This is a genomic window from Allostreptomyces psammosilenae (genome assembly GCF_013407765.1).
Lineage (GTDB): Bacteria > Actinomycetota > Actinomycetes > Streptomycetales > Streptomycetaceae > Allostreptomyces > Allostreptomyces psammosilenae.
Genome location: NZ_JACBZD010000001.1, coordinates 936,843 through 958,812 on the forward strand (window position 1 = coordinate 936,843; position 21,970 = coordinate 958,812).

General features: G+C 72.0%; 17 protein-coding genes. 5 read left to right on the forward strand and 12 right to left on the reverse strand.

The window, feature by feature from the left end; all coding sequences use genetic code 11:
* Positions 1–11 precede the first annotated feature (11 nt).
* The 4 genes from FHU37_RS03740 to FHU37_RS03755 form a co-directional block, all read right to left on the reverse strand.
* Positions 12–1,289, reverse strand: coding sequence for an RNA polymerase sigma factor (locus tag FHU37_RS03740; RefSeq protein WP_179812794.1), 1,278 nt, complete (start codon positions 1,287–1,289; stop codon positions 12–14).
* A 5-nt stretch (positions 1,290–1,294) separates the two neighbouring features.
* Positions 1,295–1,645, reverse strand: a complete 351-nt coding sequence (locus FHU37_RS03745; RefSeq protein WP_179812795.1) for a YciI family protein — start codon at positions 1,643–1,645, stop codon at positions 1,295–1,297.
* A 128-nt stretch (positions 1,646–1,773) separates the two neighbouring features.
* On the reverse strand, positions 1,774–2,694 hold the full coding sequence (locus FHU37_RS03750; RefSeq protein ID WP_312892408.1) for an RNA polymerase sigma-70 factor: 921 nt from the start codon (positions 2,692–2,694) through the stop codon (positions 1,774–1,776).
* On the reverse strand, positions 2,691–3,905 hold the full coding sequence (locus FHU37_RS03755) for an NAD(P)/FAD-dependent oxidoreductase (protein ID WP_179812796.1): 1,215 nt from the start codon (positions 3,903–3,905) through the stop codon (positions 2,691–2,693). The genes FHU37_RS03750 and FHU37_RS03755 overlap by 4 nt, the downstream gene beginning before the upstream one ends.
* A 438-nt stretch (positions 3,906–4,343) precedes the next feature.
* On the opposite strand from FHU37_RS03755, the gene FHU37_RS03760 reads away from it, so the two are divergent.
* Positions 4,344–6,053, forward strand: a complete 1,710-nt coding sequence (locus FHU37_RS03760; RefSeq protein WP_218903927.1) for a glucuronyl esterase domain-containing protein — start codon at positions 4,344–4,346, stop codon at positions 6,051–6,053.
* A gap of 132 nt (positions 6,054–6,185) precedes the next feature.
* Here the strand turns inward: FHU37_RS03760 and FHU37_RS03765 are convergent, their stop codons facing one another.
* The gene (locus tag FHU37_RS03765; protein ID WP_179812798.1) at positions 6,186–6,500 is read right to left on the reverse strand and encodes a hypothetical protein; all 315 of its coding nucleotides are present in this window, start codon (positions 6,498–6,500) and stop codon (positions 6,186–6,188) included.
* Positions 6,501–6,589: 89 nt separating this feature from the next.
* A complete protein-coding gene (locus FHU37_RS03770) occupies positions 6,590–7,279 on the reverse strand; it encodes a DJ-1/PfpI family protein (protein ID WP_179812799.1) in 690 nt (229 codons plus the stop codon).
* Between the two features lie 254 nt (positions 7,280–7,533).
* Here FHU37_RS03770 and ctaD point away from each other — a divergent pair, with 254 nt between their 5' ends.
* Together ctaD and ctaF are read left to right on the forward strand one after the other, a co-directional pair.
* Positions 7,534–9,228 carry an aa3-type cytochrome oxidase subunit I gene (gene ctaD, locus FHU37_RS03775; protein ID WP_179812800.1) on the forward strand — a complete coding sequence of 565 codons (1,695 nt, stop codon included), beginning with the start codon at positions 7,534–7,536 and terminating at the stop codon, positions 9,226–9,228.
* Complete coding sequence (gene ctaF, locus FHU37_RS03780) at positions 9,225–9,620, forward strand: aa3-type cytochrome oxidase subunit IV (protein WP_179812801.1); 396 nt, start codon at positions 9,225–9,227, stop codon at positions 9,618–9,620. Before ctaD ends, ctaF begins: the two co-directional genes overlap by 4 nt.
* A gap of 106 nt (positions 9,621–9,726) precedes the next feature.
* Here ctaF and FHU37_RS03785 read toward each other — a convergent pair whose 3' ends face one another.
* On the reverse strand, positions 9,727–11,295 hold the full coding sequence (locus tag FHU37_RS03785) for a pectate lyase family protein (RefSeq protein WP_179812802.1): 1,569 nt from the start codon (positions 11,293–11,295) through the stop codon (positions 9,727–9,729).
* Between the two features lie 601 nt (positions 11,296–11,896).
* Positions 11,897–12,709, reverse strand: coding sequence for an NAD-dependent epimerase/dehydratase family protein (locus FHU37_RS03790; protein ID WP_218903928.1), 813 nt, complete (start codon positions 12,707–12,709; stop codon positions 11,897–11,899).
* A gap of 127 nt (positions 12,710–12,836) precedes the next feature.
* Here FHU37_RS03790 and FHU37_RS03795 point away from each other — a divergent pair, with 127 nt between their 5' ends.
* Entirely contained in the window at positions 12,837–13,415 is a 579-nt protein-coding gene (locus FHU37_RS03795) for a TetR/AcrR family transcriptional regulator (protein WP_179812804.1), read from the forward strand.
* 158 nt (positions 13,416–13,573) lie between these two features.
* On the opposite strand, the gene FHU37_RS03800 is transcribed toward FHU37_RS03795, so the two are convergent.
* Entirely contained in the window at positions 13,574–13,984 is a 411-nt protein-coding gene (locus tag FHU37_RS03800) for a hypothetical protein (RefSeq protein WP_179812805.1), read from the reverse strand.
* 546 nt (positions 13,985–14,530) lie between these two features.
* Here FHU37_RS03800 and FHU37_RS03805 point away from each other — a divergent pair.
* Positions 14,531–16,186 carry an N-6 DNA methylase gene (locus FHU37_RS03805; protein WP_179812806.1) on the forward strand — a complete coding sequence of 552 codons (1,656 nt, stop codon included), beginning with the start codon at positions 14,531–14,533 and terminating at the stop codon, positions 16,184–16,186.
* 55 nt (positions 16,187–16,241) lie between these two features.
* On the opposite strand, the gene FHU37_RS03810 is transcribed toward FHU37_RS03805, so the two are convergent.
* Genes FHU37_RS03810 through FHU37_RS03820 form a run of 3 tightly spaced genes read right to left on the reverse strand, consistent with a single transcriptional unit; the run spans position 16,242 to position 21,482 of the window.
* Entirely contained in the window at positions 16,242–18,377 is a 2,136-nt protein-coding gene (locus FHU37_RS03810; protein WP_179812807.1) for a DEAD/DEAH box helicase, read from the reverse strand.
* Positions 18,378–18,405: 28 nt separating this feature from the next.
* Entirely contained in the window at positions 18,406–19,659 is a 1,254-nt protein-coding gene (locus FHU37_RS03815) for an McrC family protein (RefSeq protein WP_312892409.1), read from the reverse strand.
* Positions 19,656–21,482, reverse strand: coding sequence for a DUF4357 domain-containing protein (locus FHU37_RS03820; protein WP_179812808.1), 1,827 nt, complete (start codon positions 21,480–21,482; stop codon positions 19,656–19,658). Before FHU37_RS03820 ends, FHU37_RS03815 begins: the two co-directional genes overlap by 4 nt.
* Positions 21,483–21,970: the final 488 nt, after the last annotated feature.

Here is a 21,970-nt window from a genome sequence, read left to right on the forward strand (position 1 = left end):
CAGAGATTTATTTAAGTTGCTGATGCAGTCTCACCGGTCGCCTCCAGCCCGCGCCGCAGGTGCGCCCGTTCCGGTTCGGTGCCGGCCAGTTCCAGCGCGCGGCGGTAGGCCGCCGCGGCGTCGGGGAGCCGGCCGAGCCGGTACAGCAGGTCCGCCCGGGCGGCGTGGTAGGGGTGGTAGCCGCGCAGCCGCTCCTCGCCGGCCAGCTCGTCGAGCAGGGCCAGGCCCGCCTCGGGGCCGTCGCGCATCGCCACGGCCACGGCCCGGTTCAGCGCGACGACCGGGGACGGGGCGAGCGCGGACAGCACGTCGTAGAGCGCCGTGATCTGCGGCCAGTCCGTCGTCGCTAGGTCCGCGGCCTCGTCGTGCAGGGCGGCGATCGCCGCCTGCACCGCGTACGGTCCGGGCGGGCCGCCGGTCAGCGCCACCGGAACCAGGGCCAGACCCTCCTCGATCATGGCGCGGTCCCAGCGGGCGCGGTCCTGCTCGTCGAGCAGCACCAGCTCCCCGGCCGGGCCGATGCGGGCCTCGCGGCGCGCGTGGACCAGCAGCATCAGCGCCAGCAACCCGGTGACCTCCCGCTCACCGGGCAGCAGCCGGCGCAGGATCCGCGCCAGCCGGATGGCCTCCTCGGCGAGATCGGGACGCTGCAGGTCCGGGCCGGAGCTGGCCGCGTACCCTTCCGTGAAGACCGAGTACAGGACCTGGAGCACTCCCGGCAGGCGCCCCGGCAGCTCGTCCGCCCCCGGCACCCGGAACGGGATCCGCGCCTCGCGGATCTTCCGCTTCGCCCGCACGATCCGCTGCGCCATCGTCGCCGGCGGGACGAGATGGGCCCGCGCCACCTCGGCCGTCGTCAGCCCGGCCAGGCAACGCAGCATCAGCGCCCCGCGCGCCTCGGCCGGCAGGGCCGGATGGGCGCAGGTGAAGAACAGCCGCAGCCGCTCGTCGGGGAGGTCGGCGTCGGTGGCGGCGTCGGCGGGCGGGGCGGCGGGGGCCGCCCGGTCCGCCTCCACCTGGAGCACGGCGAGCCGGGCGGCGTACGCCTGGTCGCGGCGCAGCCGGTCGACGGCCCGGCGCCGGGCCGTCGTCAGCAGCCAGGCGCCGGGCCTGGCCGGCACGCCCCGCACCGGCCAGTGCACCAGCGCCGCCTCGATCGCCTCGGAGGCGACCTCCTCGGCCAGGTCGAGGTCGCCGAAGCGGCGGACCAGGGAGGCGAGCAGCAGGCCGTGCTCCTCGCGGAACACCGCCTCCACCGCCCGCTCGGCGCCGATCACCCGTTCCGCCACCGTGCTCAGGCCCCGAAGTCGGCGACCGGCCGCACCACGACCGAACCGCTGCCGCGCGCCCCGGGGCAGCGGGCCGCCCAGTCCAGTGCGGCGTCCAGGTCCGGCACGTCGATGACGTAGAAACCGCCGAGGACCTCGCGGGTCTCCGCGAACGGCCCGTCCACCACGGACCGCTCGCCGTCCGGGCCCACCCGCACCGTGGTGGCGGTGACCAGGTCCGCCAGCGACTCGCCGGACACCCAGATCCCCGCGTCCCGCACGGCGCTGTCGTAGGCGATCCAGTCCTGGACGCCGCACTCGGCGGCCCCGCCGTCCGCGTCCACCGCACCGGCGTTGATCAGCAGCATGTACTTCATGGTCCGAACTCCTGTCAGGTCGCGTCGTTCCCCACGCGCGGCGCGGCGCCGCACACCATGACGACGAACGGGACGCGGCCGGATCGACATCGGCCCGGAAAATTTTTTCCTCGGCCCCGCGCGCCGGTTCACCGCGTGCCGAGGGCGTGGGCGGTGCCGCCGGCGACGGCCCGGAGTTTGTCCGGGTTCGCCACGTTGTGGATGGCGACGATGCGGCCCTCGGCGTCGAAGTCGAAGGTGACGGTGGCGATCACGCGTCCCGGCGCGCGGAACACCATGCCGGGCCCGCCGTTGATCTCGACGAGGTCGGCCGACATGTCGGCGGGGTCGACGCCCTGGTAGCTCACGGTGCCGATGGCCGCGAACCAGGCGGCCACGGTGGACGCGCCCACGACCGGACGCATGGCCTGGCGGACCTTGCCGCCGCCGTCGGTCCACAGGGTGACGTCGGGGGACAGCAGTTCCATCAGGGCGCTCACGTCACCGCCGGTCGCGGCGGTCAGGAACCGCTCGGTGACCTCGCGCTGCCTGGAGCGGTCCGCGGTGAAGCGCGGCCGGCGGGCCCGCACGTGCTCGCGCGCACGGTGGGCGGCCTGCCGCACGGCGGCCTCCGACCGCTCCACCGCCTCGGCGATCTCGGCATGGCTGAAGTCGAAGACCTCCCTCAGCACGAAGACCGCGCGCTCCAGCGGGCTCAGCGTCTCCAGCACCACCAGCATCGCCATCGACACCGACTCGGCCTCCGTGACCGCGTCGGCCGTGTCCCCGGTGGTGAGGATCGGCTCCGGGAGCCACGGCCCCACGTAGCTCTCGCGCTTGTGCCGGGTGGAGCGCAGCCGTTCCAGCGCGAGGTTGGAGACGATCCGCGTCAGGTAGGCCTTGGGGTCGGCGACCCGGGAGCGGTCGGCGGCCGACCACTTGAACCAGGCGTCCTGGACCGCGTCCTCCGCGTCGGCCGCGCTGCCGAGGAGGCGGTAGGCCACCGAGAACAGCAGGGTGCGGTACCGGGTGAACACCTGCTGGTCGACGTCCGGGGAGGGCTGGGTCACCGTGCCCTCCGGATCCGGGTGAAGCGGCCGCCGGTGGGCCAGAGCGCGCCCGAGGCGGGCATCTTCTTCATGCGGCCCCAGGTGGGCCAGGGGGAAGCGGTCACCGTCTCCTTGTACCAGGCCGCCCGTCGACCGGTCAGGTACACCCGTCGGGGGCTGTCGTCGGGGCGGGTGAACTGCACGACCGCGTCGTGCCGCCCCAGGCTCACCGGCGTGTGGTAGTAGCCGAAGCGGAACGGCCTGGGGCGCCGGCCCCGCAGCGCGCGGACGATGGAGACCGCGGCGTGCACACCGGTCGGCATGCCCGACTGGCAGGTGCCGTGCATGGCGCCGTAGGGCTGGCGGACGGCCGCGGCGTCGCCCACGGCGTACACCTCCGGGTGCGACACCGACCGCAGCGTCGCGTCGGTGACGACCCGCCCGCGCTCGTCCACGGTCAGCCCGGCGGCGCCCGCCAGCGGCGAGGTCCGGGTGCCGGCGGTCCACAGCACCACGTCGGCGGCGACGCCCTCCCCGTCCGCCAGCTCCACCGAGTCGGGCAGCACCTTGCGCACCTCCACCCCGCAACGCACCCGGACGCCCAGGCGTTCGAGCGCCGACCGCAGGTACGCCCGGGCCTTCGGGTGCATGGCGGCACCGGGCTCCTCCCGGCCCAGCAGCACCACGGTCAGCTCCGGGTGCCGCTCGGCGATCTCCGCGGCCGACTCGACGCCGGTCAGTCCGCTGCCGCCGACCACCACCGTGCCGCCGCCGTGCCCCGCCAGCCGGGCGAGCCGGTCGGCGAGCAGCTCGGCGTCCTGTGCGCCGTCCAGGGTGTAGGCGTGCTCCTCGACACCGGGCACCGCCGTCGTGTCGGCCACCCCGCCCAACCCGTACACCAGCGTGTCGTAGCGCAGCCCCCGGTCGTCGTCGATCCGCACGGTCCTGGCCTCCGCGTCCACCGCGGTCACCCAGCCGCGCACGAACCGCGCGTCCGTGCCCTCCAGCAGCTCCGGGATGCTCAGCTCGGCGAGCCGCTGCCCGGTCGCCACCATGTGCAGGCGCAGCCGCTCGGTGAACCGCTCCCGCGCGTTCACCACCGTCACCTCCACGTCCTCGCGCCCCTTCGTACGGGCCGCGAGCTGGATCGCCGCCGACATCCCGGCGTATCCGGCCCCGAGGACCAGCACCCGGTGGGGGGCCGCCGCACCTGTTCCGCGCCGCGTGTTCATGGTTCCGCCTTCCGTCGCCCGCTCGCTGACGACCACCAGATGGAAGCGGCCCGCCGATCCGTGACCCGCGGCCGGTGTGATCCCCGACACAGGCGCGAGCGGTGGTGGTGCCGCGGAGGTGGGGTGGTGGCGGCGCGGCGGCGGAGCGCAGGGCAAGCGATCGAAAGTGAGCGAAAGTTTCTGGCGCCAGGTCATTGTCATGTTCGCGACGTATTCCTAGTCTGGGAGCGCTCCCGGACTGGCTCCGGCGCCCCGCGATCCGTGCGACCCCCTCCCCAGGAGTCCGCACGACGCTTCCCGGTCGTCGCGCTCGCGGCAGCACCTCCGCCGGGCCGGACGGGGCGTCCTTCCCATCGTGTGCAGCGCCGGCGGGCGGTGCCTCGGTGCCGTCCGGCAGCGGGCCGTCCCCCGCCGCGCGCCGTCCTCAGGAGGTCTCCCTTGCACGTCCATCGATACCGCCCGTGGGTGTGGGCGGTCGCGGTCTTCGCGGCCGTCGTGAGCCTGGCGGTCACCCTCATCCCGCGGGCGGGAGCCGTCAGCGGTCCCGGGCCGGCCGTGCGCGCCGTACCCGGCGTCGAGGACGACGGCGCCGACTGCGCCGTGCCCGCGCCCGGTCCGTCGACCGCCAACTCCCTGCTTCCCGACCCGTTCACCAGGCTGGACGGCACGCGCATCACCGACCGGTCCGACTGGCGCTGCCGGCGGGCGGAGATCCGGGAACTGGCGGAGCGTTCCGTCTACGGCCAGAAGCCCGCACGGCCCGCCGGCGTCACCGGAACCGTCTCGCGGACCGGCATCACCGTGAACGTCAGCGACCAGGGCAGGAGCGCCAGCTTCTCGGCGACCGTCGACCTGCCGAGCGGCACCGGCCCCTTCCCGGCCGTCGTCGTCCTGGGAGGACTCGGTGCGGACACCGCCACCATCAAGGCCTCGGGTGCCGCCGTCATCAACCTCGACCCCTACGCGCTCGGCCGGGAGGGCACCGCACGCAACAACAAGCAGGGCGCCTTCTACAGCATCTACGGCTCCACGAGCAGCACCGGGCTGCTGATGGCCTGGTCCTGGGGCGTGAGCCGGATCATCGACGTCATCGAGCAGTCGGACGGCAGCGTCCTGCGCGCGGACGCGACCGGCGTCACCGGATGCTCGCGGTTCGGGAAGGGCGCCCTCGCGGCAGGCGCGTTCGACCAGCGCATCGACCTGACCATGCCGATCGAGTCGGGCACCGCCGGTGCCCCCGTCTTCCGCGGGATACCGGGGGAGAGCGGCGCCCAGCCGCTGAGCAGCGCCTACTCCGAACAGCCGTGGCTCGGCGACGCGTTCGGCCCCTTCACCTCCAACCCCAACACGCTGCCGGTGGACACCCACCAGATCCTGGCCATGGTGGCGCCGCGCGGACTGTTCGTCATGGAGAACCCGCACATCGACTGGCTGGGCGCCAGGTCGGGCAGCGTGGCCGCGCTGGGCGCGGCGGAGGTCTACCGGGCGCTCGGCGCGGCGTCCAACATCACGTACTGGTCGGACGTCCAGGACGGCACCCACTGCGCCGTCAGGCCCGAGTGGCGTACCCCTCTCCAGCAGAGCATCCAGCGGTTCCTGCTGGAGACGGGCAGCGCTCCGGGCGCCTTCCGGATCTCGCCCTCGAAGGCCGGCAACCTGTCCGGTTGGCGGAACTGGCAGACGCCGACGCTCACCGACAACGGCGGCACGGGCGGGACCACCAGCGGCACCACGGGCGGGACCACCAGCGGCACCACGAGCGGGACGACCACCGGCACCACCAGCGGGACGACCAGCGGCACCAGCACCGGCACCAGCACCGGGGGCGACACCGGCGGACCCGTCGACGGCTGCGTCACCGGCTACCGCACGGTCAACAGCTGGTCCGGCGGCTTCCAGGGCGAGGTGACCGTCCGCAACGCCGGGACCAGCCCGATCAACGGCTGGGCCGTCCGGATGACCCTGGCTCCGGGCCAGTCCATCAGCAACCTCTGGAACGGCCAGAACACCGGGACCAGCGGATCCGTCACGGTGAGCAACACGCCCTGGAACGGCGCCCTCGCCGTGGGCGGCACCGTCACCTTCGGTTTCGTGGTCTCGGGCGGCTCCTCGACTCCGCCCAGCGACCTCTCCTGCACCGGCGCCTGATCACCGGGGCCCGGTCACCAGCGCGGCCCGCCTCCCCCGGCGGAAGCGGGCCGCCGCACGCGGGCCGGCCGCACCGCCTGCCCATCGCCGACCCACCCGGCCCTTTGCCTGCTCAGCCGAACCATCGCCCGCTCAGCGGGCCCCGGACGGCGCCCGGCGCCGACCGGCGACCTTCGTGGCGGGCAGCCGCCCCGCCCTGGAGGCGCCGGTCATCGTGTCGCCGTCGACGTCCACGTCGAAGGCGAGGTCGAGGCGCACGGGCCTGGTGATGGACTGCCGCCAGGTGAGCCGGTCCCCGTCGAGCGCGATGTCACGCAGCGGGACCTCCTCGCCGCTGCCGCCCGCGGTGCCGCGCCAGCCCCCGGAGTCCTCACGCAGCTCGACGACGGCCGTGATCCTCCCGATGGGCGTGGCGATGGTCAGGTCCCAGGTGCCGGCGGGGCTCATGGCGGGGATTCTCCTTCTCGGTGGGTGCGGGGCCCGCGCGGTGCGGGTTGTGTGGTGTTCACCGTGGTGCGGACGGCGCGCGCGGGCGGTCACAGCGGCGTGGGCGCGGGCCCGTGCTCGCACCAGACGACGCCGCGGCGCTCGTGGGCGAAGAGCTCCTCGACGGCGTGCGCGACCCGCGGGCCGATCTCGCGTTCCAGCAGGTAGAGGCCCAGGTCGAGCCCTGACGTGACACCCGCGCCGGTGACCAGGTCCCCGTCGTCCACCACACGGGCCCGCACGGCGTGGGCGCCGGTGGCGTCCAGCATGTCGATGCCCATGTGGTGGGTGGTGGCGTGCCGGCCTTCCAGCAGACCGGCCATGGCCAGCACCAGTGAGCCGCCGCACACGGCGGCGACGGTAACCCGCGGGTCGGCCATCGCCTTCCCCAGCAGCGCCGGGAGCGGGGTGGTCAGCGTCCGGCCGAGGAGCAGCGGGATGTATTCGTCCCGGCGCCGCACTCCGTCGTCCGCGCCGAAGTCGGGGACCTCCTCGGGCTCGCTGACGAGGCCGGAGGCGCCGGGCAGCACGACGAGGTCGGCGCGCGCCGGGTCGAGGGGGGCCGTGGCGCGCAGCGCCAGGCCGCCGGTCCCGCTGACCACCTCGCGCGGTCCCTCGGCGGAGACCAGCTCCACGGTCACCGCTCCGCCGGATGCGGTGCCGCCCGCGTACAGCACCTCGTACGGGGCGATGACGTCGAGTGGGTCGAAGCCGTCGAACAGGACGATCTGGGCGTGCACGGGTGTCCTCCGGGATGGCTGGGGCGGGAGCGCTTCTGCGGTCCCGACGCTAGTCAGCCCCCTCCCGGTCCCCCAGTGGCGCGGGTGCCAACCTTCGACGGGATAACGACAGCGGCGCTCCGCGGCGGTGCGGCCGGCGGTGCGGCCGGCGGAGCGGTGGTGCGGACGACGCGCGGGAGAAGCCGCCGCGGGACCGTTCGGGTGGGATCCACCCGGTCCCGTTTGGTCGCCGCGGTGCCGGGGAGACGGGCCGCATGGCGCCCACGGCAGCCGTCGGTCGGCCGCGCAGTCGGATCCTGGGCTGGCTGACGACCACGGACCACAAGGTGATCGGGAACATGTACCTGGTCACCTCGTTCGGCTTCTTCCTCCTCGGTGGCGTCCTGGCGTTGCTGATGCGGGCCGAACTCGCCTGGCCGGGCCTGCAGGTGGTGCCGGACAACGAGCGGTACAACCAGCTGTTCACGATCCACGGCACGGTGATGATGCTGCTGTTCGCCACCCCCACCTTCGCCGGGTTCGCGAACGCGGTCATGCCCTTGCAGATCGGCGCCCCCGACGTGGCGTTCCCCCGGCTGAACGCCTTCACCTACTGGGCGTTCCTCTTCGGCGGGCTGATGGTGGTCGCCGGCTTCCTCACCCCCGCGGGCGCGGCGTCCTTCGGCTGGTTCGCCTACGCCCCGTTGAACGGCGCGGGGGAGTCACCGAACCTCGGCGCCGACCTGTGGGCCATGGGGCAGGTGGTCGCCGGGCTGAGCACGGTCCTCGGCGCGGTCAACTTCATCACCACGATCGTCTGCCTGCGCGCCCCGGGCATGACCATGTTCCGGATGCCGATCTTCACCTGGAACGTGCTGTTCACCTCGATCCTGGCGCTGTTCGCCTTCCCCGTGCTGACCGCCGCGCTGCTGGCCCTGGAGGCCGACCGGTTGTTCGGGGCGCACGTCTTCGACGCCGCCAACGGCGGGGCCGTGCTGTGGCAGCACCTGTTCTGGTTCTTCGGGCACCCCGAGGTGTACGTCGTCGCCCTGCCGTTCTTCGGCATCATCACCGAGATCGTGCCGGTCTTCAGCCGGAAACCGCTCTTCGGCTACTACGGGATGGTCGGCGCCACCATCGCCATCACCGCCCTGTCGGCGGTGGTGTGGGCGCACCACATGTTCGCCACCGGCGTGGTGCTGCTGCCGTTCTTCTCCCTGCTGTCCTTCCTCATCGCGGTTCCGACCGGGGTGAAGTTCTTCAACTGGATCGGCACCATGTGGCGCGGCTCGCTGTCCTTCGAGACGCCCATGCTGTGGGCGGTCGGCTTCCTGCTGACCTTCGTCGTCGGCGGCGTGACCGGTGTGCTGATCGCCTCGCCACCGCTGGACTTCCACGTGACCGACAGCTACTTCGTCGTGGCCCACCTGCACTACGTGCTGTTCGGCACCGTGGTCTTCGCCATGTTCGCCGGCTTCTACTTCTGGTGGCCCAAGTTCACCGGGAGGATGCTGGACGAGCGGTGGGGACGGATCCACTTCTGGCTGCTGTTCCCCGGTTTCCAGGTGACCTTCCTGGTGCACCACTGGCTGGGCGCCCAGGGCATGCCGCGCCGCTACGCCGACTACCTGCCCACGGACGGCTTCACCGCGCTGAACGTGGTCTCCTCCCTCGGCGCGGCGCTGCTGGGCGTCTCCACGCTCGCCTTCCTCTACAACGTGTGGAAGTCCGCCCGGCACGGCCGGGTGGCGCCCGGCGACGATCCGTGGGGTTTCGGCCGTTCCCTGGAATGGGCCACCTCCTGCCCGCCGCCGCGGCACAACTTCACCGCGCTGCCCCGGATCCGCTCCGACTCCCCCGCCTTCGACCTGCACCACCCCGAGGTGGAGGGCGGCCGCGCGCACGCCGACGTGGCCGCGCCCGAGGCCGGCACCCCGGACACCGAGAGCATCAGGCGGATCACCCGGTGAGGGTCGAGGGACACCTCTTCGGCGGGGTGGCGGGGTTCTTCGCCGGCGTCGCGGCGGTCTACTGGCTCCTCGCGCGGGATCCCGCCGGCACCGCCGTGCTGCTCGTGTGCGGCTTGATGAGCGCCCTGATCGCCTACTACCTCTTCCACACCTCCAGGCGCAGCCGGCGCCGCCTGGAGGACCGCGCGGACGCCGAGGTGGTCGACGGCGCCGGCCGGCTCGCCTTCTTCCCTCCGGGCAGCGCCTGGCCGGTGGTCACCGCGGCCGGGGTCACGCTGCTCGCCCTCGGGCTGCTGGTCACCGTCTGGCTGGTGCTCGTCGGTGTGGGCGTGCTCGCGCTCGGCGTGTCCGGCTTCGTCCTCCAGCACAACCCGCCGCACCACGGCGGGTGAGACGGCGCAGCCGGGACCCTGACGTGCCGGTGCCGGGAGACGTCCGGTCGGACGTCCCCCGGCACCGGGTGGTCAGTGTCGGTCGGCGGTCACCGCGCCGGCGCCGCTACCCGGCGTAGGTCTCGTACTCGGCGACCCTCGGCGTGCCGTTGGAGCCGGTGATCTCGAAGGTGATCTTGCTCAGCGTGGTCCGGGGGACGGTGATGACGCCCGCCCCGCTGCCCGTGGTCAGGACGGCGCCGGTGTCGCCGTTGAGGACCCGCCAGGAGCCGATGCTGCCGGTGGAGCCGGCCGCCTCGCGGATGTTGATCGCGGACACCGTGGTCGGGGAGCCCCACTTGATCGAGATGGAACCGGTCGAGCCGACCGGCGACCAGTAGGTGCTCATGTTGCCGTCACGCACGTTGCCGTAGCTGGTCCCGCTGGCCTTGCTGGACCCGTCCGAGCCGGCGCCGATGCTGAGGTTGGTCCCGGTGGGCGTGCTCGGTCCCGGCGTGGGCGTGGTGGGACCGGGCGTCGGGGTGGTGGGGCCCGGCGTGGGGGTGGTCGGGGACGGGGACGGGTTCTGCGGCGTGCAGTTGCCGTCCGACACCCGCAGCCCCTTGTTGGCCCCGGCCGTCTGGGCCACGATGCCCGGCACGCAGCTGGCCGCGTCGAGGCGGTAGGAGTAGGGGATGCTGACGGTGGTGTTGGACTGCGGGTTCGGCCCGGCGGGGTTGTTGTCGCCGCCCGGGCTGGACCAGGTCACGTTGTCGAAGATGTTGCCGCTGACCTGCCAGTAACCGGCCGCGTCGGTGTAGAAGGTGCCCAGGACGTCCTTGGAGTCCTCGAAGTAGTTGTTGTCCACCTTGGCGCGGGCCCCGGCACGGGAGTTGATGCCCGACTCGTTGAGGCTCACGTAGTGGTTGTTGTACATGTGGCCGATGCCGCCACGCAGCAGGGGCGCGCGGGAGTCGATGTTCTCGTACAGGTTGTGGTGGTACGTGACGAAGCCGTTGGACAGGTCGCTCTCACTGGACCCGACGAGGCCGCCGCGGCCGGAGTTGCGCAGGATGCTGTAGGAGAGCGTCACGTACTGGGTGTTGTCCTTCATGTCGAAGAGGCCGTCGTACCCCTCCGACTCCCCGCCCGACGCCTCCAGGGTGACGTGGTCGACCCAGACGTTGCGGACGCCGCTCTCCATGCCGATGGCGTCGCCGCCGTTGGACGTGGGCGATCCGGACTTCTTGACGTTCCGGACGGTCACGTTCTGGATGATGATGTTGCTGGCCTCGCGGATGTGGATGCCCACCTGGTCGAAGACGGCACCGGCGCCCACCCCGACGATCGTGACGTTGCTGATCTGCTTGAGCTCGATCACGCCGTCGGCGGTGTTGCAGCTGCTGCCCGACACCTTGCTGGTGTTGCCGTGGTTGATGGTCCCCTCGACCTCGATGACGATCGGGGTGCTGCTGCTGGCCCGGTTGCACAGGGCCGCGTGGATCGCCGTGCCCGTCGTGGCCCGCACCGTCTGCCCACCCGCACCGCCGGTGGTCCCACCGTTCTGGGTCGCGTACCCGGTGGCGCTGCCGGTCGCCGCCGAGGCCTCGGGCATCGACAGGACCGCTCCCGCCGTGGCCGCGAGGGCCATCGCGGCCAGGCCCGCGTAGAGCCGCAGTGCGACTGGTCGTCTCATCATCGCCTCCCCTTTCGTGTTCACGAGTGCTGTGTTGCTCCGGTCGTGCCGCCGGGCGGCGCCCGCACCGGCCGGGACGTCTCGCGGCGTGGCGGTAGCACGCCCGAGGTCAGCCCGCGTCCGCCGTATGGATGCGTACATGACAGGTCGTTGGAAGGTCCGTCCCGCCGCGCCGGGGTACCACGATCAGAGCCTTTGAGAGCGCTGTCAATCGGTCGCGCACCGGCCCTTAGCGTTCGCCGGCGGGCCGGAAAGGGATTGCTGTCGCACGGAGATCGGAAGACGCGCACGTCAGGGGCCACCTCACCGGAGCCGGCCACGTCGACGGGTGCCACCTGGGAAAATTGGGAAAACTTCGCGGGAGCGCGACGCCGCCCCGGCGGAGCGGCGCGGAAGCAAGCGCTTGTCCCGATCACTCCGCCGGGGCGACGGGCCGTCAGCCGGCGGACGGTCGCCGCGGATCGCCCCGCACCGCCCGGATCGCCCGGGGCGGCGGGGGAGTGGCGAGGGGCCGGTCCACCGGTCCGGTGGCAGCAGTGAGGGAGCCGTCACCGTGACACGGCGACGACTCCCTCGCGGCGGGGCCGGCTGCCCCAGGCGGTCAGCGGGCCGGGGACGGCGGCTCGGCCTCGAGGTGGGCGAGGACCGAGGTGTGCTTCGGGGCCCAGCCCAGGAGCCGTCGCGTCCGGTCCGCCGCGATGTCCTGGTCCAGGACGTACAGGCCGGCGATGGGGCCCAGTTCGGCGGTCGCCTCCTCCAGCGGCCAGGACGCCGCCGTGCCGCCGCCGAGCGTCCGGGCGAGGTCGTCGAGGCGGACGGTCTCGCTCATCCCGTGCCAGACCGTGCCCGGCTCGGCGCGTTCGACCACCGCGACGTAGAGGTCGGCCAGGTCGGCCACGTGCACGACCGGCCAGCGCACGCCGGGCTCGCCGACGTGGACGCCGGTGCCGCGCTCGGCGGCCTTGGCCGCCAGCATGGTCGGCACGCTGCCGCCGCCCTCGCCGTACAGCATGCCGGGCCGGACGACCCAGCCGCCCGCCGCGCGGACCCGGCGTTCGACCTCGGCCCGCCAGGCGACGACCGGGTGCGGGTCGGGCTCGCTCTCCTGGGAGCCGCTGCCGAGCACGGCGGCGCCGGTGGTGTAGATCAGCGGGCTGCCGGCGGCCAGCAGCGCGTCCACTCCGGCCAGGTCGAGTTCCTCGCCCAGCGGCGCCCCGGTGTGCACCACCCGGTCGAACCCCGCGGCGGCCCGCTCCAGCGAGGTCGGGTCGGCCAGGTCGCCGGGCACGGTGTGGTACCCCGTGGCCCGGCCCCCGGGCCGCCGCAGGGCGTAGACGTCGTGTCCGGCCTCGGTCAGGGCGGCGGCCACCGCCGAGCCGATGAAGCCGGTGACGCCGATGACGAGGACCTTCATGGGATCTCCTTGGTGACGCCGCCGGCGGCGGCTGCGTGTTCTGTATCGATTGGTAAGAAACTTACTCGTGCGGCGCCCCTGGAGCAAGAGGTAATGTACCGATAGATATGAAACTGGAGGTGGTGGCATGCCCGGTGGTCGTCCCCGCGGCTTCGACCCGGACGTCGCGCTCGATCGCGCCCTGGAGGTCTTCTGGCGGCAGGGGTACGAGGGGACCTCGCTGGCCGACCTGACGGCGGCCATGGGCATCAACCGGCCCAGCCTCTATGCCGCCTTCGGCAACAAGGAGGAACTGTTCGGCCGGGTGCTCGACCGCTACCTCGCCGGTCCCGGCGCCTTCGCCGCCGAGGCGCTGGAGGAGCCCACCGCCCGCCAGGTCGTGGAACGCGTCGTCTACGGCGCGATCGAACTGGTCGCCGGCGAGGACTCGGTGGGCGGCTGCCTGAGCGTCGGCGGGCTGCACGCCTGCGGCCCGGACGCCGAGCCGGTGCGCCGCCAGGTCGCCGCCCGCCGCCGGGCCGGCGACCTCGCCCTGACGCGCCGCCTGGAGCAGGCCGACGACCTCCCGCCCGGCTGTACGCCCGCCGACCTGGTCCGCCTGGTCACCACCCTCACCGACGGCTTCGCCGTCCAGGCCCGCGCCGGCCACGACCGCGCCTCCATGCGCCGCACCGCCGCCCTGGTCCTGGACGCCCTCGGCTGGTGAGCACGCGGACACGGCCACGGCCTGCCGCGGCGGCCGCCGCCCGCCGGGTCGGTACCCGGGCCGGGGGACCGTCGGCCCACCGCACCCGCCCCACCCACCGCGCGGCGGTGGGAGGCGCCGGGAACCCGGTCGCCTCCCACCGCCGCGCTACCGGGGCGTCACACCTCCGTGCAGGTCCACGGCACGCCGTAGCGGATCAGGCGTCCCTCGCTGGCGTCGTAGACCTCCGGTCGGAAGCAGACCGTGGCCCCTTCGCGCATGTCGTAGGTGCACTCGTGCCAGGTGCCGGAGCCGTTGCTGTTGGTGCAGTGCGGCGTCTCCCGGTCGTAGTCGACGTACCAGTTGGCGCGGGCCGACGCGCCGTCCGTCGCGCTGTCGTACACGTGGAAGTCGTCCCCGGACGACTCGAAGCAGACGGTCGCCCCGGTGATCTGCGCGCACAGCACCCCGGGCTCGTTCGGTGGGGCGGCGTGGGCCTGCGCGGGTGCCCCCAGCATCACCCCGACCGCCATGGCGAACACCACGACGAAGGCCCGCGCCCTCCCCATCCGAATGCTCACATCACGCATGTCGTGTCCCTTCTCCTCGCGTCTGGTCACCCCGTCGTCCGCAACACGGAACCGCCCCATCGACGCGTCGGTGCGCGGAAATCCCGGAGACGACAGGAAATGCCGGCGGCGGGCAGGGGCGTGCACAGCCACCGCGCGGCCCGGAACGCACACGCGGAACAGACTCACCTGAATCCCCGTTCGTCGCCCCCGCCCGACGGTAACCGGCGACCCGTCGGACTGTACCGGCAGCCCGCTGACGGCGCACCGACTCGGAAAGGAATTTCTCGACGGAATCCGCCGGACGGCCCCCCTCCGATTTCTCGTGATGTCTGAGGCCCCTGATTCCAGCGAGACGGCGGATTTCTGGTGTGAGCCCCGGGTATCGCGAAACCGGTTCGGCCTGACAGCGTGATTGGGGCTGGGCGCGGTGGCCTGCACGGGCGATGGCTGATGACTGGAACCGGGCCTCGAGTCCCGGTACACGCACCACCTCAATGGTCATTGTGTACCTTGTCAACGGGATTTCTTCTGGAGGTGGAGCGTTGATCCGTGTACGCTGGGGGCATGACGGACAATGCCGCTTCACCGGTCAGCCCGCTCGTCACCGGCTCCGAGATCGCCCGGATGGCCGGAGTCACTCGGGCTGCTGTCTCGAACTGGCGTCGGCGCTACGACGACTTCCCGGCGCCGGCGGGAGGTGGCGCGAACAGTCCGCTCTACGCGCTCGCCGAGGTCCAGGCATGGCTGGACAGGCAGCGCAAGAGCCAGGAGGTGTCACCCGAGGTCGAGCTGTGGCAGGCCATGCGGGCGGCCTACGGAGAGCAGATCGTCACGGGCCTGGCAGGGGTTGCCGGAGTCCTCGCTGGAGAGGATGCGCCCAAACTGCCGGGCGACGTCGCCGTCCGTGTACGGGAGCTCGCCCGGACCGAAGCCCCCGTCGACATCGTGAACGGGCTGACCGAACGGTTCATGGACTCCGCCCGGCGTGCTGGATCCGATCAGGTGACCCCCGAGCGTGTGGTGCGCGCCGTGCGCCACTTCGCTCCCGAGCTTTCACCCGACGCCACAGTCTTCGATCCTGCTTGCGGGATAGGAGTGCTGCTCCTGTCGGTTGCTTCCGAATCGGGGATGCGTTGTTGTGGCCAGGAGATCGACGCTGACAGCGCCCGTTTCGCACAGCTCCGCGCCGGTCTCGTGGGCCGGTCAGGGGTGCGCGTCGTGGCGGGCGATTCGCTGCGCGCGGACGAATGGCGCGATCTCAAAGCCGATCTGGTCGTCTGCGATCCGCCAGCCGGTGTGACCGAGTGGGGACGAGAGGAACTGCTGCTCGACTCCCGCTGGGAACTCGGCACCCCCTCCAAGGCCGAAGGAGAGCTCGCGTGGCTCCAGCACGCCTATGCGCACACCGAGCCCGGCGGTCATGTCCTCATGGTGATGCCTGCCTCGGTCGCCTACCGCAAGGCAGGCCGCCGCATCCGGGCGGAACTCGTACGCCGGGGCATCGTGCGACAAGTGGTCGCTCTGCCACCGGGGACGGCGACCTCGCACGCCCTGCCCGTCCATCTCTGGTGCTTGCGGCGTCCGGAGAACGCGGGAGGTACCGACACGGACCACACCGTGCGCATGGTCGACCTGACTGGCAACAGCCCGGACGGAACTCTGGAACCCCGGCCCGACCAGGTCGCCGACGTACCGCTGATCGAACTTCTCGACGAGACCGTCGACCTGACCCCCGGCAGCCACCTGCGGGCCCGGCATCGCGACTATCCCGGTGAATACGTTGCCCTGCGCAATGAGCTGGAGGACCGGATCCGGCGACTCGCCGCACTGCTGCCCGAGCTGGCAGCGGGCGACGGACCGGGCTCACTGGACGGCGCCACCACCAACGTCGCGGACCTCGTCCGCGCCGGGGTCGTCGCGTACGACGGTTCGGAACCGGTCTCAGTCAGCGAGCAGCTCGACACGGACTATCTGCGGGGGTTTCTGCGCAGCTCCATCAACGCCCGCCGGTCCACAAGCGCCAGCGGGTCCTTCCGCCTTGACGTCAGGGGCTCACGCATCCCTCGCATGGACATCGGCGAGCAGCGCCGGTACGGCTCTGCCTTCCGGGCCCTGTCCGCGTTCGAGGAGGGAATGCGCAAGATGGACGAGCTGAGCCGGCAACTCGCCGAAGTCGCCCGTGACGGTCTGGCCACCGGCGCTCTGGTGCCGGAGGAGTGAGGACCGTGCGGGGCATCCCGACGGGTGCCCCGCACTGGTCCGCGCCGCTGGTCGGTCAGACGGCGGGCGGCAGGAACGGGCTGGGAGTTCCGCTCCACGTCACGCTCAGCGCTTCGCGGGCGCGGGTGCAAGCGACGAAGAGGAGGCAGCGGTCCCGGAGCAGGTCGGCGTCGTGCTGCAGCGGGTCCACCTCTCGTGGGGTGATCTCGCGGGCGAACGGGACGGTGCCCTCGTTGACCGCCAGGACGGACACCGCCCGGAACTCCAGTCCCTTCATGGCGTGCATCGTCGCCAACCGTACGCCCGTGGCCCCCGGCGCGATCTGCCCCCTCACCCGGAGGACCGGGATGCCGGCGGCCCTCAGTTTCTCCTCGGCCGTGTCCAGGGAGAGGTTGAAGCGTGCGCACACGCCGATCTCGTGCGGCGCGAGGCCCTCGGCGAGCAACGACCGGACCCGGTCCACCAGGGCCTCGGTCTCCTCCTGTCGGGTCGCGTACCCCTGCACCCGAGGGGGACGTCCGTGGAGCAGGGAGCGGTAACCGGCCAGCGAGTCCGTTCCCTCACCCTCGAGCGCGTCGACGGTGACGGGCGCGAGAAGCCGCGCCGACCAGGCAAGGACCTCCTCGGTGGAGCGGTAGTTGACGCGCAGCCGGAAGCTGCGACCGGTCGTGGCGATGCCCAAGGAGCCGAGCGACACCCTGGAGTCGTAGATGCGCTGGTGCGGATCGCCGGTGAGGAACAGGTCGTCGGGGCCTGGGGAGACGGCGGCGCGCAGCACGCGCCACTGGGCGGGATGGAGGTCCTGCGCCTCGTCGACGACGACATGGGTGTACGGGGCCGGCTCGGTCGCGAGAAGCTCCGCGGCGCGGGCGCACACGCGCAGGTGGGTGGTCTCACCGCGGTCGCGCAGGAGCTGTTCGAACCGCTCCACGCCGCTCCACAGCAACCGGCGGCGCGCGGGTCCGAGACCGGTGCCGCGGCCGCGGCGGCTCGCGCCGAGGTAGGCGTCGAGATCGCGGAGGTCCTGGCCGAGAACGATGTGCCGGTACTCCTGTGCCAGGAACTGGGCGGTGAACGGAAGATCGAGCTGCTTGACGACCTTCTCCCACAACAGCCGCTGCTCCCGGTCACCGATCGGCTTGAGCACGGCCGCCGACTTCTCGCGCACGATGCTGTTCGCATAGGCGTCGACCGTCGTCACATCCACCCGCGACAGCAGTTTCTCATCCTCGTCGAGGAGCAGGCCGAGCATCTCCCGCAGTCCGGCGGCGAGGGCGTTCGTGTACGTGGTGAGCAGGATGCGACCGTCTCCGGAAGTGCCGAGCAGGTGCTTGACCCGGTGCACGGCAGCCACCGTCTTGCCGGTCCCCGGGCCGCCGGTGACCTGGACCGGCCCTCCGTACGAGGTGCGGTAGGCGACGCGCCGCTGGGAAGGGTGGAGGAAGACCCGCCAGGCCGCGAACGGCTTCTCCAGGATCTCCTCCAGTTCCTGCGGTCCAGTGACCAGGCGGATGCGTGCGGGGGTGTTGGCGATCACCGTGGCAAGGTCCTCGACGGGCTCGGCGGGCGCGTCGGTGGGGCGGCGGACGGCGACGACGTCCCGGTAGACCTCCTCCGGGCTGAAGCCCTCGGCGAGGTACTGCAACACCTCCAGCTGGTCCTCCGGCAGCAGTGTGGAGAACGCCTCCAGCTGTGCCTTGTCCACCATGGAACGCGCGGCTCGCAGGACCTGGTCGTCGATGCCGAGCTCACGGAGCGTACCGTCGGAGACGTTCCCGAACAGCAGCCCGGGCGCCGTGCGTGCGGCCGTCTCGTACAGCGGTGTCAGCTCGTCCAGGGCCACGGCGTTCCGTACCTCCAGGGCGCGGGTCGCGGTGTTGGCGCTGTACAGACGCTTCGCCGCCCAGGTGTAGGCGTCGTCGTGAGGCAGGACGTTGACCAGGAGGAAGACGTCGCTACCGTCATCGGGGGCGAGGACCACGCCGCGCCAGAAGTCGGTGATGCGAATGGTGCGCATCCGCGGGTCACGGGCGTTCTCGACGGACTCCAGGTGCAGTCCCTTGTCCGCGTTGAGTTCGGCGACGCTCCGGGCCTGGAACTTCGCCATGGCCTTGCGCACCCCGGCTCGGACGGGCTTGTCCAGGGTGTCGTAGCCGTCCCAGAAGCTCTGGGCGAAGGCGAGCCGGGGCATGAGATCTTCCTTTCTGCCTGACGGTCACTCATGATCGCGGATGTGGGGAAGCTCCGGCCAGCCGGCCGGCGATCTCCCGGAGGGCCGACACGAGTTGCCCGGGTTCGTGGGAGAGGTCGAGGCTGTGCTGGTACAGCCGCACTCCCCGTCGGTTGGGCCCCCCCGTCGTTCCGCGTACCTCGTGGAAGCGTTCGGGCTGCCGTCCGGCCGCGTACACCAGGTGCGCCTCGCGCAGCCCCAGCACGGTGGCGTAGGCGAGCGCCTGGTACAGGTCGGCGTTGGGACGTCCGTCGGCTCTCTCGACCTTGTACTTGGCATCGACGACTGCGCGTGGTGTACGGCCGTCGACGCTGTGGACGACGAGGTCGGGGCGCATCCGCACGGCAGCCGCGGTGTCGAGGTGGTGGGCCTCCTGGAGATGGGCCGTCAGGTCGCACTCCCGAAGTGCCTCGCGAAGGGCGACGGTGACGAAGTCCTCGAACAGCTTGTTCATGTCGAGCAGGAATCCGTCCACGGCGAGCGCGGCGGACCCGGCCGGCCGGTGCTCCGGTGAGGTGCCGCGCAGGACGGCCTCGGCGAGCCGCAACGCGGGCCTGTAGCGGGAGTTGAGGCGGGAGGGCTGCCAACGCGGTGGCTGTTGACCGGGTATCAGTGGCGACGCCTCGGCGAGACGTGCGCGCTGATGGGCCAGGCGCCGTCGGACAGCCGCCGGGACGTCGGGCAGCCGCAGCAACCGCTCGGTGGCGGCGCGCAGGATGCGGTTCTCGGCGGTGTCGGCGGTGTACGCGTCGTGGGCGATCTCCACGGGCGGCGTACGGCCGAAGTGCCGCCGGATCTGCTCGGCCTCGCGCAGCCGGCCACGCATGACCAGCGCGGTCTCCTCCACCCCTCGGTAGCCCTGGAGGACCCCCCGGCGCAGCGCCGCGTCGATCTGCCGCTCCACGGCGTGCGCCAGCGCGGGGACGACGTCGTCGTACGTTCCGGTGTCGACGGTGCCCTCCCGGCTGTCGCGCCAGGCCCGAGCGGGGTCGAGGCTGAACCCGAGGAGGAAGAACAGCCGGCGCACAGGGGTCTTGGGCATGATCCGCACGACCAGGCCGCTGGGCGTGCGCACGGCGCCGACCCGGCTGCCGGCCCGTAGCAGCCAGTGCCCGTCCCGGCTGGGATCCGGGGTGGCGCTCTGCAGGACGCGGGAGGCGGCCAGGGCCCGGCCGGCTTCGAACCCCAGCGGGACGGAGACGGGCGGCCCGAACTCGCGCAGCGTCACCTCAGACACGGTCACGTGAGCTGCTCACGCAGTGAGTCGAGTCCGTAACGGGCTTCAGTGTCGATCCCTTCGCCGTAGTGGTACTCCTCGAGCAGCGGCAGGATCTTCGTGCGCCAGGTCCGCTCGAGGCCGCCGTCGCGGTACACGCCTGGTTTCATCAGGTAGGAGGGACCGATGGCGAAGTCGGCGTCGTCGATGCGGGCGTTGAGGGCGTCGAGGAGACGCGCGGGCTCCGGATCCCTGCCCTCGCGCTTCAGCCAGCGCGCGAGCAGCCCGGCGGTCGGCTCGGCGCGCGGGGACAGCTCCACGAAGGCGAAACGGCGCCGCATCGCCGCATCGACCAGGGCGATCGACCGGTCGGCGGTGTTCATCGTGCCGATCACGAACAGGTTCGGCGGCAACGCGAAGTCGTCTCCGGAGTAGGTGAGGCGGACGGACTTCGTCCGGTACTCCAGGAGGAAGTACAGTTCGCCGAAGACCTTCGCCAGATTGGCACGGTTGATCTCGTCGATGATCAGGAAGTGCGGGACGTGCCGGTTGCCCTCGCGGGAGGCGAGGTCCGCGAGTTCCCGAAGCGGTCCCGCCGTCATTCGGAAGGCGACCTCCCGTGTCTCGGGATCCTCTACGGGCCGAAACCCCTCGAAGAAGTCCTCGTAGGCGTACGAGGGGTGGAACTGCACGATCTTCACCTGCTCCGGGCCGCCGCCGAAGTACTCGGCCAGCCTCATCGCCATGTAGGTCTTTCCGGTGCCCGGCGGGCCGTAGAGCACCAACTGCCTCTCCTCCAGGAGGAGTTCGCGTATCTCGTCCAGCCACGCGCGATCATGGACGAGGAGGTCGGCGGCGAGGGCCTCGGTGACGTCCGGCAGCGAGAGGTCCCGCTGCGCCGGTCGTTCTGCGGCCGGGAGGACGCCCGCGCCATCGGGCGCCATCGGATCCGTACGCGGAGCAGCACCGGTGAGCTCGTCCAGCGCGTCCAGGACACCGGTCAGGTCGACGACGTCGTGTTGTACGGACAGCTTCTGCTTCACCTCCTCCGGCAGCTCCTCGTAGGCGTGGCTCCCCGGCAGCCAGGCAACGGTCCTCCGCAGATTGGACAGGCCACCCGGTGACGCGGTTTGCACGGCCTCCCCGGTGATCTCCCCGACGTGCAGTCGCCCGTCGCTGATGGTGGCCACCGTGTCGCGGACACGCATCTGCGTCAGGAAGGCGTGCAACTCGTCGACGAGGCCCCGCTTCTGGTTGTAGGAGGCCGCCCCCTCGTACCCCTCCTCGACGAACCGGCGTAGCGCGCTCTTCGTCGGATCGGTTTCCTCCAGAGGGGGCAGATGCGCACCTGCGAGCGAGACGATCCCCTCCTTCAGCCACAGCTGTCGCACCAGGTTGCGGCCGGAGACGTTGGAGCCGCGCACGAGCCACGCCTTGCGCGGGGAACGCCACCCGGTGGCCAGGTAGTCGGCGAGCGGATGCCCCTCGGCGGTGCGCCACCACTCCGGGCCCGACGCGTCGTACCCGTACACGACTGCGGCGGCGGCCGAGGGGGAGCTGCACGTGATGTCGCGGGTCGCCACCCAACGCGGCGGCGCCTCCGGCCGCTGTGGATCGGCGGGCACGTCGACCAGCGCTCCGCTCGCGCGCAGCTCCGCCCGGAGCCGGCGATTGTGGTCGCTGAGCCCCGGCCACGCTTCGGCGGCCACCACCGACCCCTTCTCCAGGAGGAACCTGTGCGTGCCGTTGTTGCCTGACTCGGTGAGCAGGTATCCCCGCGCTTCACCACCTCCTTTGGCTAGTGTGATGCGGAAGCCGGGGGAGCCGGGGAGGCGGCTGGGCTGCGGCATGGGGACCTTCCGGGGGAGGGCGCGGCCTGAGCGAACACCACCTACCTTACCTGTTGACAATGTCAAATGACTCGTCTCGTCAGAGGGTCGCTTGTAAGTCGCGTTGACGGTGTTAACGTAGCGATCCTATGGTGGTTGTGTCCGGCCCGCTCTCTCGGGCGGACAGGGCGCGTGGACGCTGGAAGGGGCGCTATGGGCGGGGAGCCGGGGGCGGAGGCCGAACGGCGCGCGATCGAGGCAGAGCTGCCGTCGCTCATCAAGAGGCTGAAGAACTGTGCGTCTCGTGCAGGCGTCGTCAGTGAGCAGGCCTTCGCACTGGAGGCGGAGCGACTGGGACTCAGGACCGACCAGCAGCAGCGAAGGCTCCGTACCGGGCTCGCCGCTGTCGGCATTCGCGTCAGGTCCTCACGCCGGGGACGTGCCGACCACGGACCCGTGCCCGTCGCCCCTGAGCCTCGGCGTGCTGCGACCGGGGCGACCAGACGTCT